Raw genomic sequence first — 22,460 nt, 5'->3', positions numbered from 1 at the left:
AATCATCATGACTGCTAAATTTATTCATCGTCCGGTACTTTCCATCGTCATATCGGTCATCATCACCTTGATGGGCCTGTTGTCTTTAACCCGGCTTCCTGTCACCCAGTTTCCCGATATTGCGCCGCCCGAAGTCAATGTCACGACAAAATTTACCGGCGCCAATGCGGAAGTTGTTGTCAAAGCTGTAATAACACCGCTTGAAAGAGCTATAAACGGCGTACCCGGTATGGCCTATATGTCGTCTGTTTCCGGCAATGACGGTAGCGGCGAAATTCAGATTATTTTTAAGGCGGGAACCGACCCGGAAGTCGCCGCTGTCAACGTGCAGAACAGGGTGTCTTCGGTATTGGACGAGTTGCCCGCAGAGGCGATTAAAGCAGGGGTTATTGTCGAGAAAGTGCAAAACGCCATGCTTTTATATATCAACATCCTCAGCTCTGATCCAACCTTAGATGAAAAATTTCTTTACAATTTTACCGACATCAATGTTTTAAAAGAACTCAAAAGAATAGACGGGGTTGGTTTTGCCGAAATATTGGGGTCCAGGGAATACGCCATGCGCGTGTGGTTGAAGCCCGATAAACTGTTGATGTACAACATCTCGGCTGCTGAAGTCATTGAAAAACTGAAAGCGCAAAATGTAGAAGCCGCGCCGGGTAAAATCGGTGAAAGCTCGGGTAAGAAGGCGCAGGCGCTTCAATATGTTTTAAAGTACACAGGCAAACATAACACCAAGAAAGCCTATGAAAACATTGTCTTAAGCAGTAAAAAGAGTGGCGAAATTTTGCGGCTGAAGGATGTCGCCGAAGTCGAACTCGATTCTCAGGATTATAATGTGCTTTCCAAAGAAAACGGCCAGCCCTCCGCCGCCATTTTATTAAAGCAGCGTCCGGGCAGCAATGCCAAGGAGGTCATTGACAACATCAAAACAACCATGGCGGCGATCAAAGCAACTTCCTTTCCTCCGGGTATGGACTATACCCTGAGTTACGATGTTTCCGAATTCTTGGACGCGTCTATTCATGAAGTTATCAAAACGTTAGTAGAAGCCTTCCTGTTGGTTGCCTTGGTGGTGTTTGTATTTTTGCAGGATGTTCGCTCCACCATCATACCCATTATTGCCGTGCCGGTATCGCTGGTCGGCACGTTTTTTTTCATGCAGCTAATGGGTTTTTCCCTCAACCTGATTACGCTGTTTGCGCTGGTGCTGGCCATTGGCATCGTCGTGGACAACGCCATTGTGGTCATTGAAGCCGTGCATGCCAAGATGGAGCATTCGCACATGGGGCCGAAACGCGCCACGGAGCACGCCATGCGCGAAATCAGCGGGGCGATTATTGCGATCACCCTGGTGATGGCGGCGGTCTTTCTGCCCGTAGCCTTTATGGAAGGCCCCGAGGGGGTTTTTTACCGGCAGTTTTCCCTGACCATGGCCTGTTCCATTGTGCTTTCAGGCATCACGGCGCTGACGTTGACCCCAGCGCTTTGCGCCTTATTTCTTAAAAACAGTCATCATGATGAGCAGCAAAACAAATCGGGACTTCAGCTTTTCTTTGCGGGATTTAATAACCGGTACAACAAACTGTCCGACAATTACAAAAAACTGATCGGCGCGATAGCTAACAGGAGAGTCATAACCTTTGGCATATTACTGGCGTTTTCCGTGGGCGCAGGTTTGATCGGGACTAAGGTTCCTTCGGGTTTTATTCCCGAGGAAGACCAAGGGACTATATACGCCAATATCACCACACCGTCAGGCGCAACCCTTGAGCGTACTGAGCAAGTGTCAAGTGAAGTGCAACGTATTGCATCGGGCTTGGACGGCGTGACTTCGGTTTCCAGTCTGGCGGGGTTCAGTCTGCTCTCTGAAGGCACGGGCGCGGTTTATGGCATGAATCTGATCAGCTTAAAAAACTGGGATAAAAGAATCGCCTCCGACAAGGAAATTATCCGCGAGCTTGAAGAAAAAACCCGGCATATCAAAGATGCCGGCGTTGAATTTTTCACCCCTCCGCCGGTGCCGGGTTACGGTAATTCAAGCGGCTTTGAAATGCGCTTGCTGGACAAAACCGGTGGGGGCGATCTGGCGCAATTGCAGAAAGTGGCCGATGCCTTTGTAGTAGAGCTGAACAAGCGGCCTGAAATAGCCAATGCGTTTACCACCTTCAACGCGAGTTTTCCGCAATTCCTGCTGCATATTGACGGCGATAAAGCCGCGCAAAAAGGCGTCACTGCCGAGAATGCCATGAGCACCCTGCAAACACTGATAGGCAGCGAATATGCGACCAACTTTATCCGCTTCGGTCAGTTGTATAAAGTCATGGTGCAGGCGCTGCCCGAATACCGGGCGCAACCTGACGACCTGATGAAGTTGTACATCAAAAATGAATCCGGGGAAATGGTGGCTTTTTCGTCTTTTCTGCGCATAGAAAAAGTCTACGGCCCTGAGCAGGTGACACGCTACAACATGTACACCTCGGCCATGATCAACGGACAGCCTGCTTCAGGATACAGCAGCGGGCAGGCCATTGCGGCAATCAAGGAAGTGGCGGCAACTAAATTACCGAAAGGTTTCGGCTACGATTGGGCCGGGTCGTCACGAGACCAAGCCAACGCGGGCGATCAGGCCATTTATATTTTTATGATTTGCCTGGTATTCGTCTATTTGTTACTCGCTGCGCAATATGAGAGCTTTTTATTGCCTTTTGCGGTAATTCTTTCCTTGCCGATTGGCGTCTTCGGGGCTTTGTGTTTCCTGATGCTGATGGGTTTGGAAAACAACATCTATGCCCAGATAGCCATGATTATGCTGATTGGCATTCTCGGCAAAAACGCCATCCTGATCATTGAATTCGCCACCTTGAAACACAGGGAGGGGAAAACGCCGCTCGAAGCGGCAATTGAAGGAGCCGTGTTGCGGTTACGGCCCATTTTGATGACCTCATTTGCCTTTGTTGCCGGTCTTATTCCGTTAATGTTTGCCTCGGGGGCTGGAGAGATAGGTAATAACACCATCGGTTCGGCAGCCGCAGGGGGGATGATTTTTGGGACAGTTTTCGGCGTTATTGTCATCCCTGGGCTTTATGTGGTGTTTGCAAGCATTGCAGATAAGCATCATCGCGGCGGAAGAAAAGAAGAAGCCGCCTTTACTGAAACTATCTAATATTAAATGAAGAGTCGAATTTATTACCCCTCAGCTATTGCATGTTTGATTGTCGCCTTAAGCGGTTGCGGAACACTCAATACAGTTTTGTCCATCCCGGAAAAGGAAATACCTGCAAGTTTCGGGAACCAAAAAAACACCGCCGGCTCTATTGCAAATATCAACTGGCGTGAATACTTTGCCGATAAGCCTCTACTGAAGTTGATGGATGCCGCCATAGCCAACAACATCGATTTGCAAATGGCCTTGCAGCGCATTGAAGTTTCGCGCTCAAGCGTGAAACTGGCAAACGGCGCGCTGCTGCCGCAAGTGGGTTTGAACATAGGAACCGGGATTCGTAAGTTCGGGCTTTACACGATGGACGGGGCCGGCAATGCGACTACCGAAATCACCCCCGGCCAACTCATACCCGAACATCTGCCTGACTATTATGTAGGGCTACAGGCATCCTGGGAAGTCGATATTTGGGGCAAGCTGCGAAACCAACGCAAGTCGGCGATTTCGCAATACCTGTCAAGCATTGAAGGAACGAACTTTGTCATTTCAAATCTTGTCGCCGATGTGGCGATTTACTATTACGAGCTGTTGGCGTTGGATAATCGACGGGACATTATCAAACAGACCATTTTGAAACAACAGGAGGCGTTGGATGTCATTAAATTGCAGAAAGAAGCCGGCAGGGCGAATGAATTAGCGGTACAACAATTCAACGCCCAGCTTCTCAATGCGCAGGTATTGGATAAAGAAGTGCTGCAACAAATCGCAGAAACCGAAAACAAAATTAATTTCCTGTTGGGACGCTATCCGCAGCCCATTCAGCGCACGAAAGAAGTTTTGTTCAAAGAAATTCCGCAACAAATTTCGGCGGGCGTTCCTTCTGCGTTATTGGAAAACAGGCCCGATGTTCGTGACGCGGAATTTCAGATTGAGGCCAGCAAGTTTGATTTGAAAGCGGCAAAGGCAGCGTTTTATCCTAATTTTAACATTACGGCGAGTTTCGGTTTTCAGGCCTTCAATCCCGAGTTCTTATTTATGTCGCCCGCCTCAATCGCCTATTCCGTTATGGGGACTTTAGTCGCGCCGCTGATCAATAGGAACTCGTTGGAGGCGCGATTCAACACCGCAAAAGCGAACCAGTTGACCGCAATGTATAACTATCAAAAAACAATTTTGAACGCCTATGTTGAAGTGGCGAATGAACTCTCTAATATTCAGAATTTGCAACAAATCAATGTCTTAAAAAAGCAGCAAAGCGATGTGTTGAAACAGGCGGTTGAAGCGTCAAACGAATTATTCAAATACGCCAGGGCAAGTTACCTGGAGGTACTGATCGCACAACAGAGCGCTTTGCAATCGAATCTCGAATTGATCGATGTCATCAAGCGTCAACGGCTATCGACAATAAATATTTACAAGGCCTTAGGAGGAGGATGGCGCTAGAAGGCGCAAGGTTTTTTGCGTCGATGCACGCTTTTCCGCTTCAGGCTAAATCTTCTTTTTTATAATCGGAGGGATACTATATTGATATGTTGCCGTGGATCGCGGATGCAAATGCGACCGGCCTAACAAGAAATTTACAGGGTGTTGAAAACACGGGCACAGTGCTATGCTATTAAAAAAGTAATTGGCGGCTTGTTGTTTAATTATTCACCCCAATGATAGATGAACCTGAACTTAAATTTAACCTTGTGAGTGTTATGAACAAAACTACCGGAATTATTGCCACGTTATTAATCGGTCTTTCCTTGACTTTAGGCGGGATGTCGGACGCCGCCGCCAAGCGTTTCGGCGGCGGCAGCTCTTTTGGCGGCAAGTCCTCCTATAGCGCACCGTACCAGCGTTCTGCAACGCCGCCATCGCGTCCCGCCAATCAGGACCAGCAACAAGCGGCCGCGCCAAACCAGGCGGGCAAACCGGGCTGGGCCAACCGTAGCGGTTTAATGGGCATGCTGGGCGGTTTGGCTTTAGGCGGATTATTGGGTTCGCTGTTTCACGGCGGCGGTTTTCAAGGCATTAACTTTATGGACATCCTGATTTTCGGCGGAATTGCCTTCTTATTGTATAAATTGTTCGCCGCCAAAAAGGCGGGGGCGGTCCAACCGCCTGTTTATAACCGGACGGCTGACAATGGTTATCAGGACACTGTTTCCAGCTATCACGAACCACAGTCGACCCAAGCCGGTCCGGCAGGTTTCGATACTGACATTCTGTTCAAAAAAGATAAAAACACCGGGGTTTTCGCCCAGGCCGTTCAACAGGATGCCGGATTCGTTAGCGCGGCTATTCCCAAAGACTTCGATCAGCAGGCCTTCCTTAGCGGCGCTAAAATAGCCTTTGCTAACCTGCAAAAAGCTTGGGATGAACGCGATCTTGCCGAAATCCGGGGCTTAACCACGGATAAGGTATTTGCGGAAATTCAGGATCAGCTTAAAGCGTCCGATACTGAAAACCGCACCGAAATACTGAAACTGGAAGCGGAACTGCTGGAAGTCAGGGAAGTCGGGTCGGAACTCGAAGCGGTCGTGCTGTTCGATTCGATCATGCGCGAAGATGCCGGCGCTCAAGCCGAGCAAGTCAGGGAAGTCTGGCATTTTATCAAACCGAAAGTCAGCATCCAGCCCAAATGGTATCTGGACGGCATTCAGCAATTGGCCGATTAAGTTTCCAGCGGAGACCGGTATAAAAACGGGTGTTTCCGGATTGTCGTACAGAGCGCCGGAATCGCCCGTTTTTGCTTGCGCTCAAGCCGCCCGTTTTTTCCTGTACCGGATCGATGACATTACCGACAGCGCGATCAATATGGCGCCGGTCAAGCCGGTTACAACTTCAGGAATATGATGGGTTATGCTGACCAGCATGATGCCGGCCAGCACCCCAATCGCATAATGAGCGCCGTGCTCCAGAAACACATATTCGTCCAGCGTGCCTTTCCTCACCAGGTAAACCGTCAGGCTTCGCACAAACATCGCGCCGATAGCCAGTCCCAGCATAATAATGACCACGTCCTGGGTAATCGCAAACGCGCCGATCACGCCGTCGAATGAAAACGACGCGTCCAGCACTTCAAGATAAATAAAACTCATCATGCCGCTTTTTTTAAGCGCCGCGACAACCTCTTCGCCCTCCTCCTCATGCTCGAACAAGGCTGAAAAACTGTCCACGATAACGAATAAGATAACGCCTGTGACGCCTGAAATCATGACATTCAAACGGATTTCCTCGGGCAGGTAGTTTTGGATAATTAACAGCGGACCTAAGGCCATGATTATTTCAATCGCTTCAAGCTTGCCGAACGAAGACATTTTTCGTTCCATGTAACCCAGCCAGTGCAGCTCCCGGTTTTCATCGAAGATGAACGAATAAAACACCATCAGCAGGAACATGCCGCCGAATGCCGCAATTTGCACATGGGATGCTTCCAAATGCTTGGCATAAATCGCGGGGGTTTTTAACGCCATCTCGGTTACGCCAGTAAAATCGATACCGGTAGCGGCCGAAACAATCACGATAGGAAACAGCAAGCGCATGCCGAAAACGGCGATCAAAATTCCCCAGGTTAAAAAATATTTCTGCCAGCGTTCATTCATGCGCTTTAGGATCGATGCGTTAACAACCGCATTGTCGAATGATAAACTGACTTCGAGGACTCCAAGAATAACGGCGATAAAAGCGCCCATGATTCCGCCCCAATAAAATGCTGTTGCCAAACAAACTGCGGTGACGATAAAAGAAAGACGGAAATGCTGCATGTAATACTCTATATTGTTAAGGATTAGTGTGTTTTTGTTGCGCAACTATAAGTGGATTTGATTTAAAATCAACATTTATAAAAATCCGGGCAACGCTTATTTTACGGGTTTTACGGGCTGCTTCTTGTGTAAAAGAAAAAATCGTAAGTGCTGAATTACAAGCGTACTATACCAAAATGCAAGAATTACAAATTCCAAATCGCTGATGCTTATGCCATTGTTCCGGCTGGGGACTCTTTTGTGCCTGACACTCTGTTCATCCCTGTTATTGGTTGAGTCCGCCCAGTCTGCCGAAAAAGTCTCTCTGCAACTCAAGTGGTTACATTCTTTCCAGTTTGCCGGTTACTATGCGGCCAAGGAAAAAGGCTTTTACGCTGAAGAAAATTTGGATGTCGCTATCCGTGAGCGTATTCCCGGCATCAATAACATTGAAAAAGTCCTAAAAGACGAGTCCCAATACGGCGTGGCCGATACCGGCCTGCTGGAGCACCGGCTGGTCGGCAAGCCGGTGGTGGTTTTGGCTTCCATTTTTCAGCATAGCCCGCTGGTCTACCTTACCCTGAAAAACTCAGGCATCATCAGTCCCTACGAGCTTAAGGGCAAACGCGTCATGGAAGACAGTTACGACAATGCGCCGCTACGGGCCATGCTTTATGAAGCGGGCATTTCCGCCGATGAATTTACTCATTTGGATAATTCATTCAACCCCGACGACCTGATTAACGGCAAAACCGACGCCATGGTCAGTTATCTGACCGACCAGATCGATTATTTCAAAAATAAAGGCGTCGAAATCAACATCATTGACCCCCGCAATTACGGCGTGGATTTTTTGAGCGACAATCTGTTTACCACCGAACAGGAAATAAACCGGCATCCCGACAGAGTGCGGCGCTTCCTGCGAGCCTCGCTCAAAGGCTGGGATTATGCGCTGAAACATCAGGACGAATTGATTCGGATTATTCTCGACAAATACAACACCGGCAACCGGCTTACCGCCGCTCATTTGCGCTTTGAGGCGCAGGAAACGGTGAAGATGATCCGGCCGGAAATCGTTCCTATCGGCCACACCGACACCAAACGCTTTGAACGCATCGCCGACACTTACCGGCAATTGGGTCTGGTCGAATCGATAGATCATCTGGATGGCTTTATTTATCGGCAAGACCAGCAAAACAAGCTTAATTTTACTCCGGCGGAACGGGCCTGGCTGCAAGCGCATCCGGTGATTCGCGTAGGCGTAGATCGGGATTTTGCGCCGTATGAATGGATAGACGCTAAAGGTGCGCTTGTCGGCCTGAGCGCGGATTACATCGCCTTGGTCGAGCGGCGGCTGGGGGTGAAGTTTGACATAGTGAAGGATAAACCCTGGGCGGAAATTATCGAAATGGCGCAACGTGGCGAGCTGGATATGCTTTCCAACGCCAATAAAACGCCCGAACGCGAACGCTATTTGATTTTTACCGAAACCTATCTGAATACCCCGATCATTATTGTCAGCGATAATAACGACGGTTTTGTCGGATCGCTGGATCGTCTTGACGGTAAGCGGGTGACGCTGGAAAGAGGCTATTTCATTCAGGAGCTGTTGATGCATGATCATCCTGAAATAAAGCTGGTTCCAGCTGACAATGTACACGATGCGTTGAACATGGTCAGCAGCGGCAAGGCGGATGCTTATCTTGGCGACGCCGCTTCGGCAAACTATGCAGTGAAGCGGGAGGGCATGCTCAATCTCAGTTTTTCCGGGGATACCCACTACAAAAGCTTGCATCGCATGGCAGCGACCAAAGCGAATCCCGAACTGGCAAGCCTGCTCGACAAAGCGCTGGCCGATATTCCCCTGGCTGAAAAGGAAATTATCCAGAACCGTTGGATGAGTTTGAAATATGAGCCCGGCATAAAAACCGAAACGGTTCTGCTCTATGCATCGGCGGCGCTGTTAGTGCTTACTTTTATTGTCGGCTGGAACATGCGTTTACGGCGCGAAATCTGGCAACGGAAACAGGTTGAAGAAGGGCAGCGTATGGCCGCCAGCGTTTTCGCCGGCACTCAGGAAGGCATCCTGATTACCGATGCGCAATGCAACATAATCGATACGAACCCGGCGTTCACCAGCATAACGGGATATTCACGAGACGAGGTGTTGGGTAAAAAACCGAATCTGCTCAAGTCAGGACTTCACGATGCCGGCTTCTATCAGGAAATGTGGCAAACAATCGACCGGCAGGGCTACTGGCGCGGCGAGGTTTGGAACCGTAAAAAAGGCGGGGAGGTATTTGCCGAATGGCTCACCATTTCCGCGGTTACCGACAAACGGAATAAAATAACGCATTACATTGGCGCGTCTTCGGATATTACCCAGCTTAAAGAGCATGAACGCAAGTTGGAGCTGATTGCTCACTACGATCCCCTGACCGGCGTGCCGAACCGGATTCTGTTGGCGGACCGTATGCACCTGGCGTTTGCCCAAACCCGGCGCGATAACTGTTTAATGGCGGTCGGTTATCTTGACCTGGACGGATTTAAACCCGTTAACGACAGGCTGGGGCATGAAGCGGGCGACCAACTGCTGATCGAAATTGCCCAGCGTATTAAAAATGCTCTGCGCGAAGGCGATACCGTCGCCCGCTTAGGCGGCGATGAGTTTGTATTTTTATTGTTGGGATTGGAAAAAGTTGAAGACTGCGAAATCACCCTGCATCGTCTGCTGAAAGTGATCAGTGAGCCTGTTGTCTTGAGAAACCAGCCGGTCTCGGTTTCCGCCAGTATCGGCATCAGCATTTTCCCGGAGGACGACACCGACCCGGATACGCTGTTACGGCATGCCGATCAGGCCATGTACCAAGCCAAGCAACAGGGGAAAAACTGCTTTCATATTTATAACCTGGAGCTGGACCGCCAGCTTCATGCGCATCGCGAAGCGTTGAACCGGGTTGAACAGGCGCTTGAGAACGAGGAATTCGAGCTTTATTTCCAGCCCAAAGTCGATATGCAGCAAGGCGCCGTGTTCGGTGCGGAAGCATTGATACGCTGGCGACATCCTGAGCGCGGGCTGGTCATGCCGGATGATTTTTTGCCGCTGCTTGAAAATCATGAGCTGGCAATCCGGCTCGATGCCTGGGTTATCGATAAGGCCTTGCAGCACATGGAAAACTGGCAAAGCCGGGGCCTGGAACTTCAGATCAGCATCAACATCACGGCCAGATCGCTGCAAACAGACGATTTTGTGCTGCAACTTTATTACGCATTTGAACGCTATCCCGCGACCAAGCCGGCTTATTTCGAACTGGAGATACTGGAAACCCAGGCCTTATCCGATTTAACGCTGACTTCTCAGGTTATAAAAGACTGCCAGTCGTTGGGCGTACAGTTTGCGCTGGATGATTTCGGCACCGGTTATTCTTCGCTCAGTTATCTGAAACACCTGTCGGTGGAAACATTAAAAATCGACCAGACTTTTGTGCGTGATATGCTCGAAGACGATGATGATTTAGCTATCGTGCAAGGCGTTATCGGTTTGGCCGAATCGTTCCGGCGGCAGGTCATTGCCGAAGGCGTGGAATCGATCGCACACGGTATCGCCCTGTTGCAAATGGGTTGCCGCCACGGACAAGGTTACGGTATCGCCAAACCGATGCCCGCCTCCGAGCTTGCCGCGTGGATAAAAGAATGGAAAGCCCCGGCGGAATGGAAAATATCCGATCCATATCAGGAACATTAAAGAATGATTGCAACTATTCGGTAGATCTATTTTTAATAGAACACGGATGACACTGATTAGACGGATTATCATCGTTAACTATGGAGTGCATTGATGTTTTGCTAAACGTAATGCAAGCCGCCCTCAATACTTAACGATGACATAAGCTCATAAAATGCCTTAATATTCTTACGAAGAAGCTCTATATTATCAGCGTTTATCAGCCAAATCCGTGTCATCTGCGTTCTGTTTTTTAGCTGTCGCTCCTCTGGCTGCGCGGGGTTTGCAACCTCAACCGTAACGATTTACTACCATAAACATTAACCGACATGACCTATAACGAAGACTTTTTGATCCTGGCCAATCAGCTGATTGAAGCCGGGCGCTTTATCGACAGCAAAGGCTGGGTGCCTGCGACCAGCGGCAATTTTTCCGCACGGCTGCCGGACGGCAATATCGCCATTACCGTGTCCGGCAAACACAAAGGGCGGTTACAACTGGACGATATTATGCTGATCGATAGCGACGCCAACTCGCTGGACGGCAAAAAACCGTCGGCCGAAACGGTTCTGCATACCTCGCTGTACAAACGGTTTCCTGATGTTAAGTCGGTGCTGCACCCGCATTCGATCAATGCCACGCTGTGTTCGCGGATTTTTAAATCCGAAATCGTGCTGGAAGATTATGAGCTGCTAAAAGCCCTGGCCGGCATTGACACTCACGAAAGCCGGGTTGTAATCCCGGTTTTTGCCAACGACCAGAATATCCCCCGTCTGGCCGGGCAAGTGGAACAATACATGGCCGAACACGAGGCCATATACGCCTACATCATCGCCGGACACGGGCTTTATACCTGGGGCGGTTCGGTACAGGAAACGCTGCGCCATCTCGAGGCGCTGGAATTTTTATTCGATTGTGAATTAAGGCTGCATGGCTACAGGAGATAGAAGACTATGAGCGCATTAACCGTTTACCCCGATAACCAGCCGCAGCTGGGCGAAACAGCCACTGACTTTATTGCCATCCAAAACCGGCTGAATGCCATCGGCGTACAGTTCGAACGCTGGACGGCCAACTGCGATTTTGCCGCCGATGCCGGTCAGGACACCGTGCTCGCCGCTTACAGCGATTCAATAGACCGCCTGAAACGGCAATACAATTTCCAGTCCGTTGACGTGATCAGTTTAGGCCCGGATCATCCCGAAAAAGCCGCGTTCCGGCAGAAGTTTTTGGCGGAACACACCCATGCCGATTTTGAAGTGCGTTTTTTTATCGAAGGCCGCGGCCTGTTTTTCCTGCATGTCGAAGACAAAGTCTATGCGGTGCTGTGCGAGCAAGGCGATCTGATCAGCGTACCGGCCAACACCACGCACTGGTTCGACATGGGCGAGAACCCCAAGTTTAAATGCATCCGCCTGTTCACCACGCCGGATGGCTGGGTCGCCGATTTTACCGGCAGCGACATCGCCAAATCCTTCCCTACCCTCGATCAGTACGTTGCAGGCTTGTCATGATTAAAGCCATCGTCACCGATATTGAAGGCACGACCTCGTCGATTTTATTCGTTAAGGATGTGCTGTTTCCTTATGCGCGGGCTAATCTGGCCGACTATGTCCAGCGCCACGCGAACGACCCGCAAGTCAAAGCGCTGCTGGAAGATGTCTGCACCGAAGTCGGCGAACAGCTGTCTACCGGGCAAATTATCGACCAGCTGATACAGTGGATAGACGAAGATAAAAAAGTCACGCCGTTAAAGTCCCTGCAAGGCCTGATCTGGGAAGCCGGTTACCGGCAAGGCGACTTCAAGGGCCATGTTTATCCCGATGCCGCGGAAAAAATCAAGGCATGGAAAAGTCAGGGGCTGGATTTATACGTCTATTCTTCCGGTTCGGTGCATGCGCAAAAACTGCTGTTCGGACATACCGAATACGGCGATTTGACGCCGTTGTTTTCCGGCTACTTCGATACCCATATCGGCGGCAAAAAAGACCGGGCATCGTATGACAACATAGCTGTGCAACTGGGTATCCCGGCTAATCAGCTATTGTTTTTATCGGATATTAAAGAAGAGCTGGATGCGGCCAAAGCCGCCGGTTTCCAAACCATCTGGCTGACCAGGGACAGCACGCCAGACCCGCAGGCCGAACACCGGCAGGTGAACAGTTTTGAGCAAATCAGCTGGGCTAAAGCCTGAAACCAGGCCGGCAGCGTAAGTTGAATCAGTGGTTGAAAACAGTCAAGCTTGCGCTGTACTATGCAGCTGCCGATTAATTACCCGAAGCCATCATGAAGCCAGACAGCGCCGCTATTAGAAAACGCTACGACCGCATCGCCCCGTATTTCGAGGGCATGGAGGCGGTCATGGAAGGATTGTTTTTTAAGAACTGGCGGAAAAAACTATGGGCCAAGGTCGAGGGGCACCATATCCTTGAAGTCGGCGTCGGAACGGGCAAGAATTTCGATTATTATCCCAAGGACGCCAGAATAACCGCGATCGATTTTAGCGAACAAATGCTGAAGCAGGCGGCGCAAAAACGGGACAGGAAAAATATCGCCGTCGAGCTGGAATTGATGGATATTCAGTCGCTGTACTTTGCCGATAACAGTTTCGATACGGTCATTTGTTCGTTTGTGTTTTGTTCGGTGCCGTCGGCGGTAAAGGGATTGAAGGAACTGTACCGGGTGTGCAAACCCGGCGGGCAAGTCTTGTTGCTGGAGCATGTGCTGAGCTCAAACCCGGTGCTTGCCGCGGCGATGAACCTGCTTAATCCTGTTGTTGTCAGGCTGGTCGGGGCCAACATTAACCGAAACACCGTTAAAAACGTCAAGGCCTGCGCGTTTACATCGGTGCGCGTCGATGAACGCAGCAGCGATATTATCAAGCTGATTGAAGCCAGAAAATAGCGGATATTCGGCAACGACTCAACAGGTGTCAAAAGTAGGCGCCTCCTGGCGGCCGGATTATCACTGATAAATATTGATATAAATCCGCTTAATCAGTGTTCTATTCGCAACTCCCAAGAACCGGCATGAAACTTTTTAACTGGATAGCCGCCGAATTGGGTAAAATACAGTGAATTTTTGGATTAATTATTTACGTGAAGCCACAATTAGAAAACCTGGTACAGACGCCGATCCCGACCAAACACGGCGAGTTTATCCTGCATTATTACAGCAACACCATTGATGACAAAGAGCATGTCGCCCTGGTTAAGGGCGATGTTGCGGGCAAGGAAAATGTACCGGTGCGCATCCATTCCGAGTGTTTTACCGGCGACGTCTTAGGTTCAAGACGTTGCGATTGCGGCGAACAGCTGGATATGGCGATGCAAATGATCGATAAAGCCGGTTTCGGCGTATTGATTTATCTGCGCCAGGAAGGGCGCGGCATCGGCTTGCTGAAAAAACTACAGGCTTATAACTTGCAGGATCAGGGCATGGATACCGTGGACGCCAACATTCATCTAGGCCACCTTGCCGACGAAAGGGAATACAGCATTGCCGCGTTAATGCTGGAAAACCTGAACGTAAAGTCCATCGAACTGATTACCAACAATCCCAAGAAAATAGAAGAGCTGAAAAAGCTCGGCATTAACGTCGCAGGCCGCATTCCGGTCGAAGCGGTGGTTCACGATGACAATGTCGGTTATTTAAAAACCAAAGCGAAAAAAATGGCGCACATGCTGTTTGAGACTAAAAAAAGCTAACTCAGACCTTCCAGGTTTTTAAAACCTGGAAGGTCTGGATGCTCCAAGGCCTTGATTACCTTAAGACTGTTTCAACCAATTTTACCCAATAAGCCGTACCGGCCGGCAATATCTCGTCGTTAAAATCATAATGCGGATTATGCAGCAAACAGCCGTTTTCGGAAGAGCCGTTGCCTATCCAGGCATAGCAGCCGGGTTTTTCCTGCAACATAAAGGCAAAATCTTCCGAACCCATGCTAGGTACCGGCTGCCGATCCACGCAGTCCTCCCCGGCCACGGCAACAGCCGCTTGTAGCGCCAGATTTGTTTCCGCTTCCGCATTAAAGGTCACCGGATAACCCGGATTTTCAGGGTTGAATCTGATTTGGGCGCTGACCCCGAAACCCTCGCAAATTGCATTCACCAGCCTTGTGATTTTATCGGCGATGGTTTTTTGAACCGCGCCGCTAAAGCAACGCACAGTGCCTCTTAGTACAACCGATTCCGGCAGCGCATTCCAGGTGTTGCCTGCATGAATCTGGGTAATGCTGACCACAGCGGGATCGGCGGGATTAACCGTTCTACTGACAATAGTCTGTAACGCGGTAATCAGCTGGGCCGACGCGACTATCGCATCATTGCCCAAATGCGGCAACGCGGCATGGGTCGCCTGCCCGGCGATAATGATTTCAAAGCAGTCGAACGACGCCATCATAGCGCCGGGTTTAACCGCGAAATGTCCGGGCGGAATATCGGGGAAATTATGCAGCCCGAAAACGCAGTCGGCCGGAAATTGTTCGAACAAGCCGTCATCGATCATCTGCTTGGCTCCGGCGCGGCCTTCCTCGGCCGGCTGGAAAATAAAATACACCGTGCCGTTAAAGTTTCGATGTTCGGCCAAATAACAGGCAGCGCCCAGCAGCATCGCCGAATGGCCGTCATGGCCGCAGGCATGCATTTTGCCGTCGTGGCGGGATTTGTGGGCAAAGGTGTTCCGCTCCTGAATAAACAAGGCGTCCATATCGGCGCGCAATGCGATTTTCCTGTCGCCGTTCCCTGCAGAAAGCGTTGCGACAACGCCGGTTGTGCCTAATCCCTGATGAACTTCCAGGCCGAAACTCGACAGCTTGTCGGCGATAAATTGAGCGGTTTGGGTTTCCTCAAAAGCGGTTTCAGGAAACCGGTGCAGATGTTGCCGCCACTCGCGCATTCGTGCGTGTAGTTGCTGTATATCGTTTGCGATGGACATGGGAACTCGAGTGAATTTAATAGTGGCTAATATGCTATAACTAAGGTTTGATAAAAGTAAGAATTTTTATTATGCCTCGGTTTCGGTATTCCGCGACGGGTAAACACGGGCTGGAGCGTTGCATTCACATGGCAAGAGAGCTCGGGTTTGCTCCGGCTTCTGCTGAGAATCAGGCTAAATCAACATCGTTCGGCGCGGCAACCGGAGAAAATACCGTCCGTGCGTAACATCAGTTACAATCGAATTGTGTTTTAGCGCCTGTAAAATGCAAACTTAATTGCCAAATTCAAAGGAACGATATGCTTTTTAATTTCTCCCCGTCTTTAGTATTGACCAAAGCCCCTGCAAGGTGGCTGACGATACTGGCTTTATGCGGCCTGCAAGGTTGCTTTTCACCGATGGCGCTGGATCGGGCGGTCATCGAATACGACAAGACAACAACCGACATTCTGTCCAAACAGCTGCTGTTGAATATTGCCCGCTCCCATCAGCATCAGCCCTTGCATTTCACCGGCGTTTCCAATATTGCCGCGACGTTTAATTTCCAATTTAATGCCGGGGCGACGCCGGCGTTTACCGGTGAGACCGGCTCGTTATTGACGCCGGTGTTTGGCGGCACGATGTCCGAGAACCCGACTATCAGCATCGTGCCGATCGAGGGCGAGGAGTTTACCCGCCGGTTGCTGACGCCGTTTCAGGAAAACAAGCTGACCATGCTGTTGCGCCAAGGCGTTGATGTGGACTTGATTCTGCGTCTGCTGGCAGGCGAACTGCGGGTTAACGGCGGCAGCCAGAGCGGCGTTTACCTGAACAAACCCGGCGATGCCGAAGGCTACCGGTTGTTCCGGCAAGCCGTGCTGCATTTGTCGTCGATCCAGGACAGACACAAACTGTTTGTCGAACCGTTGATGTTTGATCAGCATTGGACCTTGCCGGCCGAATCGTTGACGGCGGAACAAATGGCCGCGTTGCAAAAAGACTTCAAGGTCGAATATCAGGCCGAGCGTAAGCAAATTGTGCTGAGTAAGCGGGTGACAGGGCATATCCTGTTGACCAATTACGATCCGGCGACGTTGAGCAACGAGGAGCGCATCCGTTTGCATGAAGAAGCCGACCAAGGGGCGGTTAATGATGTCAGCGTCGATATCCGCCCCGGATATCCGGGCGGCGAATGGCCGATACACGGAGTCTTTCGCTTGCGCAGTTTTCATAATGTGCTGAATTTTATCGGCCAGTCCATCAGCGACGACCCCGAATATGCCGTAGCCAAACATCCGCAAACACCCGGTGTCAGCGAGAATCCGGTTAATACCCTGTCCTTGCTGGTCGGCGATAACGAGCCGGCGGCGGCCGATCTGAGCGTCAAGTTCGGCGAACATTATTATGCGTTGCTGCCGGAAACCGGCTATCAATGGAATCGCGAGGGATTCCGCTTGCTGTACCAGATTTTTCAAATGACGATGACCGACTTGGGAAAACAGGGCGCGCCGTCCATTACCATTGCCAAATAACGGGAGAAACTTTTGACGGGACAAATTGACAACAGCAGGGTCATGAGATGCGTGGCCTATCAAAACGGCGTCAGTATCGGCGACGTGAGTATCGAAGACATCAGCGAAGTGTTGCAACGGGAACACACTTTTGTCTGGCTGGGTTTGTGCGAGGCGGACAGCGAGCTGTTGGCAAAGATCCAGCTGGAATTCGGGTTGCATGACTTGGCTGTCGAAGACGCCTGTAGAGCGCACCAGCGTCCGAAAATCGAGGAATACGGCGAATCGCTGTTCATGGTGTTGCATACCGCCCATCTTGCGGAAAAGCAGGTCGAGTTTGGCGAAACCCATATTTTCCTCGGGCCGCGTTTCCTGGTGACGGTCAGGCACGGCGCTTCGCGCAGTCACAGCAAAGTCAGGGAGCGTTGCGAGGCCATGCCGCAGCAATTGGCCAAAGGGCCCGGATTTGTACTGTATTCGATCATGGATTTCATCGTCGATAACTATGTGCCGGTTATCGACGGCTTGCAGCAGCGGTTCGATGTGCTGGAGTCGGCGATATTTGAATACCGGCCCAGCCGGCAGACCATAGAAGGTCTTTACGAACTGAAGCGCGAGTTGCTGTTGCTTGAAGGTGCGATTAACCCGGTCATCGATATTTGCAACGAACTGATGCGCTTTCATAGAGGGCTTATTCCCAATGATGTGCAGGTGTATTTCCGCGATATTGCCGATCACATCAAACGCATCGACCAAGCGATTCACGGCATGCGCGAGATGCTGCTCGCGGCGATGCAGGTCCATCTGACCTTTGAGACGGTGCGCCAGAACGAAGTCGTCAAACGGCTGGCCGGTTGGGGGGCGATCCTGGCGATACCCACGATGGTATTCAGCTGGTACGGCATGAATTTCCGGCACATGCCGGAGCTGGATTGGGAATACAGCTATCCGGCGGTGGTTGGCGGCGTGACGCTGTGCAGCCTGCTGCTGTATTTGCGCCTGAAAAAAGCCGGCTGGCTGTAGTTATAAAATGCCCATATGACGCGCGGACAAGGATAGAGCAGCGCGTCCCATCCTGATTAATGGGCTTGTCTGAGGCCAGCGACGCTTGCCATTTCTTGCAAGGTGAAAATCCTTTCCTGGAATTCAAAGGAATACCAGCAGTCCTAATTATTGTGTCTCCAGAACGTTGTTAACTGTATACCCGCTTATTTTTACAGTTTTTTTATAACAACCGCGTTACATTAACCTCTCGGAATCTCCATAAAAGAGAGGCAATCATGACCTTTATTTACAGCTTGAGCGGCTTGCTCGCATTCGCATTATTCGTTTATCTGTTGGTGGCGTTATTTTACCCGGAGAAATTCTAATGACTGCAAACGGCTTATTTCAAATCAGTCTGTATTTTGTCGCCCTGTTGCTGCTGGCTAAGCCGTTGGGCGTTTATATGGCGGCGGTGTATGAAAATCGCCCGCTATTTCTCAAGCGAATATTGGGGCCTTTGGAAACGGGGTTTTATCGTTTGAGCGGCGTTAACCCGGAACAGGAGATGGGCTGGAAAGGCTACACAGCCGCCCTGCTCTGGTTTAATTTGTTCGGCGGGCTGGCGGTATTTGCCTTGCAAATGCTGCAAGCCTATCTGCCGCTGAATCCGCAGCAGATGCCTCATGTAACGGTCGATTCGGCATTCAACACGGCGGTCAGTTTTGCGACTAACACTAATTGGCAGGGTTACGGCGGCGAAACGACGATGAGTTATCTGACCCAGATGCTGGGGCTGAGCGTGCAGAACTTCGTTTCGGCCGCCACCGGCATGGCGGTTTTGATCGCGATGATACGCGGCTTTCAACGCACTCATGCGGACGCCATCGGCAACTTCTGGGTCGATCTGACGCGCGGCACGCTGTATATCCTGCTGCCGCTGTCGTTCGTGTTGGCGTTGGCGTTGGTTGGGCAAGGCGTGGTGCAAACCTTCAAACCTTACCAAACCGTTCCGTTGGTCGAGCAGGTCGGTACGGCAACGGAAAATAACACGCAAACCTTGGCGCTAGGCCCTGCCGCCTCGCAAATCGCGATCAAACAACTGGGTACCAACGGCGGCGGTTTTTTTAACGCCAACTCTGCGCACCCTTTTGAAAACCCGACGCCGCTGTCCAATTTCCTGGAAATGCTGGCGATCTTGCTGATCCCGGCGGCGCTGTGCCATACCTTTGGCGTGATGGTCGGCGACCCGCGCCAGGGCTGGGCCATTTTGGCTGCGATGACGCTGGTTCTAATCAGCTTGGTATTTGTCACGGTCAGTCTTGAGCAAGGCGGTAATCCTGGGCTGGCCAAGCTTGGAGTCGAGCAAAGCGTCGGCGTCGGTCAGTCCGGCGGCAACATGGAAGGCAAGGAAACGCGGTTCGGCATCGTCAATTCAGCGATCTGGGCGACTGCGACGACAGCGGCATCCAACGGTTCGGTCAATTCGATGCACGATTCCTATACGCCGCTGGGCGGTTTGGTTCCGATGTGGCTGATTCAGCTGGGCGAAGTCATTTTCGGCGGCGTCGGTTCCGGTCTTTACGGGATGTTGATTTTTGCGCTGATCGCGGTATTTGTCGCCGGTTTGATGATAGGCCGCACCCCGGAGTATCTCGGCAAAAAAATCGAGGCTTTCGAGGTAAAAATGGCGGCTATCGTAATTTTGATTCCGGCCTTTTTTATTCTGGGCGGGACGGCGTTGGCGGTCATGCTGGAGGCGGGGAAAACAGCGGTCGCCAATCCCGGCGCGCATGGGTTCAGTGAAATTCTTTACGCATTTTCCTCGGCTGCGGGTAACAACGGCAGCGCTTTTGCCGGTCTTAGCGCCAATTCCCCGTTTTATAACATAGCCCTGGCTACCGCGATGCTGGTCGGACGCTATGGAATCATTGTCCCGGTACTCGCCATTGCCGGCTCATTGGCGGCAAAAAAGACCGTGCCGACCACCGTCGGCACCTTGCCTACGCATACGCCGCTGTTCGTGATGCTGCTGATCGGTACCGTGCTGTTGGTCGGTGCGCTGACGTTCGTACCCGCATTGGCTTTAGGGCCGGTGGTCGAGCATTTAATCATGGTTGCAGCAAAAAGTTAGAAGTTAACGGCTTCGTGGTGGCTTTCAATTTAACACGGGGGCAGTTTTAAGGTTAAGTCGTTCGTGGTGAGCCCTTCGATAAACTCAGGAGAGCCTTGTCGAACCATGACCGGCTTAACCGCCCGCCCTTCGACAAGCTCAGGACGAACGGTTAAGCCTCGACACTTGTTCTGCCATAAATGGGAAGTCGTCGTGGTTTATATGAATTTAAGCAATAAGAGAAACAGGCTATGAGCAAGAAAAAACATACGCAACAGCTATTTAGCAGGCAGATCCTGGTGGATGCGCTAGGCGATACCCTGCGCAAACTGGCTCCCCAACAGCAATGGAAAAACCCGGTAATGTTCGTGGTCTATATCGGCAGTTTGCTGACCACCGGGCTATGGCTGTGGGAGTTGTATTCAGGAGACCATGCGCAAACCGGCTTCATGCTGGCCGTAACCTTCTGGCTTTGGTTCACGGTGTTGTTCGCCAACTTCGCGGAAAGCGTCGCAGAAGGCCGCAGCAAGGCGCAAGCGGCATCGTTGCGCAGCGCCAAGCGCGACATCATGGCGAAGAAACTGGACGAAGCGCATTACAGTACGGATTACGCGAAGGTTGCCAGCACCTCGTTACGGCGCGGCGACATTGTATTGATTGAAGCGGGCGACTTTGTACCCGCCGACGGCGAAGTCATCGACGGCGCGGCCAGTGTCGATGAAAGCGCTATCACCGGCGAAAGTGCGCCGGTGATCCGTGAATCGGGCGGAGATTTCAGCTCGGTAACCGGCGGTACGCGGGTGTTGTCCGACTGGCTAGTGGCGCGGATTGTGGTCAATCCCGGCGAAGCCTTCCTGGACCGTATGATTGCGATGGTGGAAAGCGCATCGCGGCAAAAAACGCCCAATGAAATTGCCCTGACTATCTTGCTGGTCGCGTTGACGCTGATCTTTTTGCTGACCACCGTGACGCTGTTGCCGTTTTCACTGTACAGCGTGGAAATCGCCAAATCCGGTACGCCGGTTTCGATCACCGTACTGGTGGCGTTGCTGGTTTGCCTGATTCCTACGACCATCGGCGGATTGCTGTCCGCTATTGGTGTTGCCGGTATCGGGCGGATGATGCAGAAAAACGTGATCGCCACCTCGGGACGGGCGATTGAAGCGGCCGGAGACGTGGATGTGTTGCTGCTGGACAAAACCGGCACGATTACGCTGGGCAACCGTCAAGCCTCGGCTTTTATACCGATCGGCGAGACCACCGAAAAAGAATTGGCTGACGCCGCGCAACTGGCGACGCTGGCCGATGAAACGCCGGAAGGCCGCAGCATCATTATTCTTGCCAAGCAGAAATTCGGCATCCGGGAGCGCAATATTCACGATCTAAATGCGACGTTTGTCGCCTTCAGCGCGCAAACCCGGATGAGCGGCGTCAATATCGGCGAGCGCCAGATTCGCAAAGGCGCTGCCGATGCGATACGCGGCTATGTCGAAGACCTGCAGGCAAAATTTCCGGAGGAAGCGACACGCATCGCCGATGTTGTTGCACGCCGGGGCAGCACGCCGCTGCTGGTTGTTGACGGCATACAGGTGTTGGGTGTCATTGAGCTGAAAGATACGGTTAAAGGCGGCATCAAGGAGCGTTTTGTCGAGCTGCGGAATATGGGCATTAGAACGATCATGATCACCGGCGATAACCGCCTGACCGCAGCGGCGATTGCGGCCGAAGCGGGCGTCGATGACTTTTTAGCCGAGGCGACGCCGGAAGCCAAACTCAAACTGATCCGCGAACAGCAGGCCGAAGGCCGTCTGGTGGCGATGACCGGCGACGGCACCAACGACGCCCCGGCGTTGGCCCAGGCCGATGTGGCGGTGGCGATGAATTCGGGTACCCAAGCGGCCAAGGAAGCCGGTAACATGGTCGATCTCGATTCCAACCCCACCAAGCTGATCGAAATCGTCGAGACCGGCAAACAAATGCTGATGACGCGCGGCGCGTTGACCACGTTTAGTCTGGCTAATGACTTGGCCAAGTATTTCGCGATCGTTCCGGCCGCGTTCGCCAGCACTTATCCGCAACTTGGCGCGCTGAATATCATGGGGCTCAGCAGCCCGGACAACGCGATACTTTCGGCGGTTATTTTTAATGCCCTGATTATCGTCGCCTTGATTCCTTTGGCCTTGAAAGGCGTGACTTACCGGCCGCAAAGTGCGGAAGCACTGTTGCGCAATAACTTGCTGGTTTACGGTGGCGGCGGCGTTATCGTGCCGTTTATAGGGATTAAGTTGATCGATCTTGGTTTAACGGCGCTACCGTTCTGATT

At 51.5% G+C, this 22,460-nt stretch carries 16 protein-coding genes; 14 read left to right on the top strand and 2 right to left on the bottom strand.

From position 1 onward, the window contains the following. Nucleotides 1-7: 7 nt before the first annotated feature. The 3 genes from B0F88_RS01990 (at nucleotide 8) to B0F88_RS01980 (ending at nucleotide 5,826) form a co-directional block, all read left to right on the top strand. Entirely contained in the window at nucleotides 8-3,166 is a 3,159-nt protein-coding gene (locus tag B0F88_RS01990; RefSeq protein ID WP_104422249.1) for an efflux RND transporter permease subunit, read from the top strand. Between the two features lie 6 nt (nucleotides 3,167-3,172). Further along, on the top strand, nucleotides 3,173-4,606 hold the full coding sequence (locus B0F88_RS01985; protein WP_104422248.1) for an efflux transporter outer membrane subunit: 1,434 nt from the start codon (nucleotides 3,173-3,175) through the stop codon (nucleotides 4,604-4,606). Between the two features lie 257 nt (nucleotides 4,607-4,863). Further along, nucleotides 4,864-5,826, top strand: coding sequence for a Tim44 domain-containing protein (locus B0F88_RS01980; RefSeq protein WP_104422298.1), 963 nt, complete (start codon nucleotides 4,864-4,866; stop codon nucleotides 5,824-5,826). A gap of 81 nt (nucleotides 5,827-5,907) precedes the next feature. Here B0F88_RS01980 and B0F88_RS01975 read toward each other — a convergent pair whose 3' ends face one another. Further along, complete coding sequence (locus tag B0F88_RS01975) at nucleotides 5,908-6,915, bottom strand: DUF475 domain-containing protein (protein WP_104422247.1); 1,008 nt, start codon at nucleotides 6,913-6,915, stop codon at nucleotides 5,908-5,910. A gap of 211 nt (nucleotides 6,916-7,126) precedes the next feature. Here B0F88_RS01975 and B0F88_RS01970 point away from each other — a divergent pair, with 211 nt between their 5' ends. The 6 genes from B0F88_RS01970 to ribA all read left to right on the top strand — a co-directional run bounded on the left by B0F88_RS01970 (nucleotide 7,127) and on the right by ribA (nucleotide 14,325). Beyond that, nucleotides 7,127-10,639 carry an EAL domain-containing protein gene (locus B0F88_RS01970; protein ID WP_181049814.1) on the top strand — a complete coding sequence of 1,171 codons (3,513 nt, stop codon included), beginning with the start codon at nucleotides 7,127-7,129 and terminating at the stop codon, nucleotides 10,637-10,639. 308 nt (nucleotides 10,640-10,947) lie between these two features. Then, a complete protein-coding gene (locus tag B0F88_RS01965) occupies nucleotides 10,948-11,565 on the top strand; it encodes a methylthioribulose 1-phosphate dehydratase (RefSeq protein WP_104422245.1) in 618 nt (205 codons plus the stop codon). A gap of 6 nt (nucleotides 11,566-11,571) precedes the next feature. Further along, nucleotides 11,572-12,132 carry a 1,2-dihydroxy-3-keto-5-methylthiopentene dioxygenase gene (locus B0F88_RS01960; protein ID WP_104422244.1) on the top strand — a complete coding sequence of 187 codons (561 nt, stop codon included), beginning with the start codon at nucleotides 11,572-11,574 and terminating at the stop codon, nucleotides 12,130-12,132. Further along, nucleotides 12,129-12,812: an acireductone synthase gene (gene mtnC, locus B0F88_RS01955; RefSeq protein WP_104422243.1), complete on the top strand. Its 684-nt coding sequence runs from the start codon at nucleotides 12,129-12,131 to the stop codon at nucleotides 12,810-12,812. Before B0F88_RS01960 ends, mtnC begins: the two co-directional genes overlap by 4 nt. Before the next feature lie 92 nt (nucleotides 12,813-12,904). Next, the gene (locus B0F88_RS01950; protein WP_104422242.1) at nucleotides 12,905-13,522 is read left to right on the top strand and encodes a class I SAM-dependent methyltransferase; all 618 of its coding nucleotides are present in this window, start codon (nucleotides 12,905-12,907) and stop codon (nucleotides 13,520-13,522) included. Nucleotides 13,523-13,716: 194 nt separating this feature from the next. After that, nucleotides 13,717-14,325 carry a GTP cyclohydrolase II gene (ribA, locus tag B0F88_RS01945; RefSeq protein ID WP_104422241.1) on the top strand — a complete coding sequence of 203 codons (609 nt, stop codon included), beginning with the start codon at nucleotides 13,717-13,719 and terminating at the stop codon, nucleotides 14,323-14,325. Nucleotides 14,326-14,380: 55 nt separating this feature from the next. Here ribA and B0F88_RS01940 read toward each other — a convergent pair whose 3' ends face one another. Then, on the bottom strand, nucleotides 14,381-15,553 hold the full coding sequence (locus tag B0F88_RS01940) for a M20 aminoacylase family protein (protein WP_104422240.1): 1,173 nt from the start codon (nucleotides 15,551-15,553) through the stop codon (nucleotides 14,381-14,383). 299 nt (nucleotides 15,554-15,852) lie between these two features. Between B0F88_RS01940 and B0F88_RS01935 the strand changes: the two genes are divergently transcribed. The 5 genes from B0F88_RS01935 (at nucleotide 15,853) to kdpB (ending at nucleotide 22,458) form a co-directional block, all read left to right on the top strand. Next, nucleotides 15,853-17,064 (top strand): hypothetical protein, encoded by a 1,212-nt coding sequence (locus B0F88_RS01935; RefSeq protein ID WP_104422239.1) that lies wholly within the window; start codon nucleotides 15,853-15,855, stop codon nucleotides 17,062-17,064. 42 nt (nucleotides 17,065-17,106) lie between these two features. Further along, complete coding sequence (locus B0F88_RS01930; protein WP_104422238.1) at nucleotides 17,107-18,066, top strand: magnesium and cobalt transport protein CorA; 960 nt, start codon at nucleotides 17,107-17,109, stop codon at nucleotides 18,064-18,066. Between the two features lie 257 nt (nucleotides 18,067-18,323). Next, a complete protein-coding gene (gene kdpF / locus B0F88_RS01925; RefSeq protein WP_104422237.1) occupies nucleotides 18,324-18,413 on the top strand; it encodes a K(+)-transporting ATPase subunit F in 90 nt (29 codons plus the stop codon). After that, nucleotides 18,413-20,158 carry a potassium-transporting ATPase subunit KdpA gene (gene kdpA / locus B0F88_RS01920; protein ID WP_104422236.1) on the top strand — a complete coding sequence of 582 codons (1,746 nt, stop codon included), beginning with the start codon at nucleotides 18,413-18,415 and terminating at the stop codon, nucleotides 20,156-20,158. The genes kdpF and kdpA overlap by 1 nt, the downstream gene beginning before the upstream one ends. Nucleotides 20,159-20,388: 230 nt before the next feature. Further along, nucleotides 20,389-22,458 carry a potassium-transporting ATPase subunit KdpB gene (gene kdpB, locus B0F88_RS01915; RefSeq protein WP_104422235.1) on the top strand — a complete coding sequence of 690 codons (2,070 nt, stop codon included), beginning with the start codon at nucleotides 20,389-20,391 and terminating at the stop codon, nucleotides 22,456-22,458. The last annotated feature ends 2 nt before the right edge of the window (nucleotides 22,459-22,460 follow it).

The sequence above is a fragment of the Methylobacter tundripaludum genome (assembly GCF_002934365.1).
GTDB lineage: Bacteria > Pseudomonadota > Gammaproteobacteria > Methylococcales > Methylomonadaceae > Methylobacter_A > Methylobacter_A tundripaludum_A.
This window is presented reverse-complemented; position numbering and strand designations above follow the sequence as displayed.